Source organism: Rhodococcus sp. EPR-157 (assembly GCF_001647195.1).
GTDB lineage: Bacteria > Actinomycetota > Actinomycetes > Mycobacteriales > Mycobacteriaceae > Rhodococcoides.
The window spans coordinates 1-2,905 of record NZ_LVCV01000238.1 but is presented as its reverse complement, the minus strand read 5'-3'; the positions used below and the strand labels follow the sequence as shown (position 1 = coordinate 2,905).

3 protein-coding genes are annotated in these 2,905 nt (G+C 64.5%); 2 read left to right on the top strand and 1 reads right to left on the bottom strand.

Annotation, left to right across the window (positions count from 1 at the left end):
• A partial coding sequence (locus tag A2J03_RS10815; RefSeq protein WP_068373291.1) for an acyl-CoA dehydrogenase family protein occupies positions 1–829 on the top strand: 829 nt, incomplete at its 5' end.
• A 102-nt stretch (positions 830–931) separates the two neighbouring features.
• On the opposite strand, the gene A2J03_RS10810 is transcribed toward A2J03_RS10815, so the two are convergent.
• Positions 932–2,317 carry a cystathionine beta-synthase gene (locus tag A2J03_RS10810; RefSeq protein WP_068373289.1) on the bottom strand — a complete coding sequence of 462 codons (1,386 nt, stop codon included), beginning with the start codon at positions 2,315–2,317 and terminating at the stop codon, positions 932–934.
• 106 nt (positions 2,318–2,423) lie between these two features.
• On the opposite strand from A2J03_RS10810, the gene A2J03_RS10805 reads away from it, so the two are divergent.
• Positions 2,424–2,905: GDSL-type esterase/lipase family protein (locus tag A2J03_RS10805; RefSeq protein WP_331712368.1), on the top strand; the 482-nt coding region annotated here is incomplete at its 3' end.

Genomic DNA, 2,905 nt, shown 5'->3' with positions numbered 1-2,905 from the left:
GGAAGAGCAGAAGCAACAATGGCTGCCCGGCATGGCCGAGGGAAACCTCATCGGCTGCTTCGGGCTCACCGAGGCCGACTTCGGCTCCAATCCCGGCGGGATGCGGACGCGCGCCAAGAAGGACGGCACCGACTGGGTGCTCAACGGCAGCAAGATGTGGATCACCAACGGACCCATAGCCGACGTTGCAATCGTGTGGGCCCAGACGGACGACAAGGTCCGCGGCTTCGTCGTGCCGACCGAGACACCCGGATTCTCGGCCAACACCGTCAAGAAGAAGTTGTCCCTGCGCGCATCGATCACCGGCGAGCTCGTGCTGGAAGACGTGCGCCTACCGGCCGAGGCGATGCTGCCCGAGGCTCGTGGGCTCAGTGGACCGCTCGGCTGTCTGACCGAAGCGCGCTTCGGGATCATCTTCGGGGCCATGGGCGCAGCACGTGACTGCATCGAGTCCGCCGTCGAGTACTCGAAGACGCGTGAGGTGTTCGACAAGCCGCTCGGAGCCTACCAACTGACGCAGGCGAAGCTCGCCAACATGGCGCTCGAACTCGGCAAGGGCCAACTACTCGCTCTGCACCTGGGACGCCTCAAGGACAAGGGCGAACTCCGCGGCGAGCAGGTGTCCGTCGGCAAACTGAACAACGTCCGCGAGGCGATCAAGATTGCACGTGAGTGCCGAACCATTTTGGGTGCCAACGGAATCACCCTCGAATACCCGGTGCTCCGGCACGCCAACAACCTCGAATCGGTCCTGACCTACGAGGGAACGTCCGAGGTGCACCAGCTCGTCATCGGGCAGGCGCTCACCGGGTCCAGCGCGTTCCGCTAGGCGTTCCGCTGCGCGTCCGTTCAGGCGCTCCGCGCCAGTGGCATGGTTAAGTGCACCCCAATGCACTTATTCGTGCCACTGGCGACGGAGTCGCCCGGGGAACTAAGCCCCCTTGCTCAGGAAACCCAGCAGATCGTGCCGCGTGATGACGCCGACGGGCTTGCCTTCTTCGACGACCATCAACGCGTCGGTTTCACCGAGCGCCTTGGTGGCGTCGGAAACGTGCTCTCCGGCACCGATCAGCGGGAACGGCGCGCTCATGTGCTGTGCGACCGAGTCCGCCAACGCCGCGCGCCCCTCGAACACTGCGCTGAGCAGATCACGCTCGGTGACGCTGCCCGCAACCTCGCCTGCCATGACGGGTGGCTCGGCACCGACGACCGGCATCTGCGAAACGCCGTACTCCCGCAGGATCTCGATGGCGTCGCGCACGGTCTCCGACGGGTGCGTGTGCACGAGGTCGGGCAGCGCACCCGACTTTCCACGCAGCACATCGCCGACGGATGGTTCGCCGACCTTGCCGTCGAGACGTGAGCGAAGGAAGCCGTAGGACGACATCCAGTCGTCGTTGAAGATCTTGGCGAGGTAGCCGCGTCCGCCGTCCGGCAGCAGCACCACCACGAGGGCGTCGGGCCCCTCACGCTCGGCGACCTTGATCGCGCCCACGGCCGCCATGCCGCAAGATCCGCCGACCAGCAGACCCTCCTCGCGCGCAAGACGACGGGTCATGTCGAACGAGTCGGCGTCCGAGACAGCGATGATCTCGTCGGGAATGGACGCGTCGTACGCGGACGGCCAGAAGTCCTCGCCGACACCCTCGACCAGGTACGGACGACCGGTTCCACCGGAGTACACCGAGCCTTCCGGATCGACCCCGATGACCTTGACCTTTCCGCCCGAGATCTCCTTGAGGTATTTGCCTGTTCCGGAGATGGTGCCGCCGGTGCCGACACCCGCGACGAAGTGGGTGATCTTTCCGTCGGTGTCGGCCCAGATCTCGGGACCGGTGGTTTCGTAGTGACTCTGCGGTCCTGCCGGATTGGAATACTGGTTCGGCTTCCATGCACCGTCGATTTCACGGACGAGTCGATCCGAGACGCTGTAGTAACTGGTGGGGTCCTCAGGTGCCACGGCAGTCGGGCAGACGACCACTTCGGCGCCGTAGGCACGCAGGACGTTGCGCTTGTCCTCGCCGACCTTGTCGGGGCACACGAACACGCACTTGTATCCGCGCTGCTGAGCTACGAGTGCCAATCCGACACCGGTGTTGCCCGACGTCGGCTCGACGATCGTTCCACCCGGCTTCAATTCGCCGGAGGCCTCCGCGGCGTCGACCATCTTGATCGCGATCCGATCCTTCGACGAACCACCCGGATTGAGGTATTCGATCTTGGCAGCGACCATCCCTGCGTTGTCACCGACAACAGAGGAGAGCTGGACCAAAGGGGTGTTGCCGATGAGTTCGGTGATGTGCTGAGCAATGCGCATGCACCCATCTTCCCAGATGCCGAGAAGTCGGCTTCTCGGTACCGCCGGAGTGATCGGCAATGGTGCCTACGATGTAAGGCGTGGCGCAGATCGTAGGAGTGAAACCGTGCCGGTGAACAAGTGGCGCAATGCCGCCAAAGCCGGCGCCGCAACAGTGATCGCAGGCTCCTCAGCAGGGACTGCATCGTGGGCCGCGTACAAGCACCTGATGTCACAGGCGACGTCGGCGCGTGGCGTCATCGGGCGATCGACGGCGAAGCCGCCCGAGGCGGACGGCGTGTACGGACCAGGTGACCTCACCCCGGAACGGTGGCGTTTCGGAAGTTCGGCCGATATTCATCTGATGGTCTTCGGAGACTCGACCGCGGCTGGGGTCGGCTGCGTCGTCGCAGCCGAGGTGCCGGGAGTACTCGTGGCTCGCGGTCTCGCCGAAGAGACCGACAAGCGAATACGGCTGAGCACCAAAGCAATCGCCGGAGCCACGTCGAAGGGTCTGGAAGGACAGGTCGACGCTATGTTCGTCGCGGGCCCACCACCCGACGCCGCGGTGATTCTCGTCGGCGCCAACGACGTCACCAAGAAGTTCTC

Excerpts from the sequence above, each read along its gene's own strand:
- A2J03_RS10810 (WP_068373289.1), bottom strand. The coding sequence starts at position 2,317 with ATGCGCATTGCTCAGCACATCACCGAACTCATCGGCAACACCCCTTTG.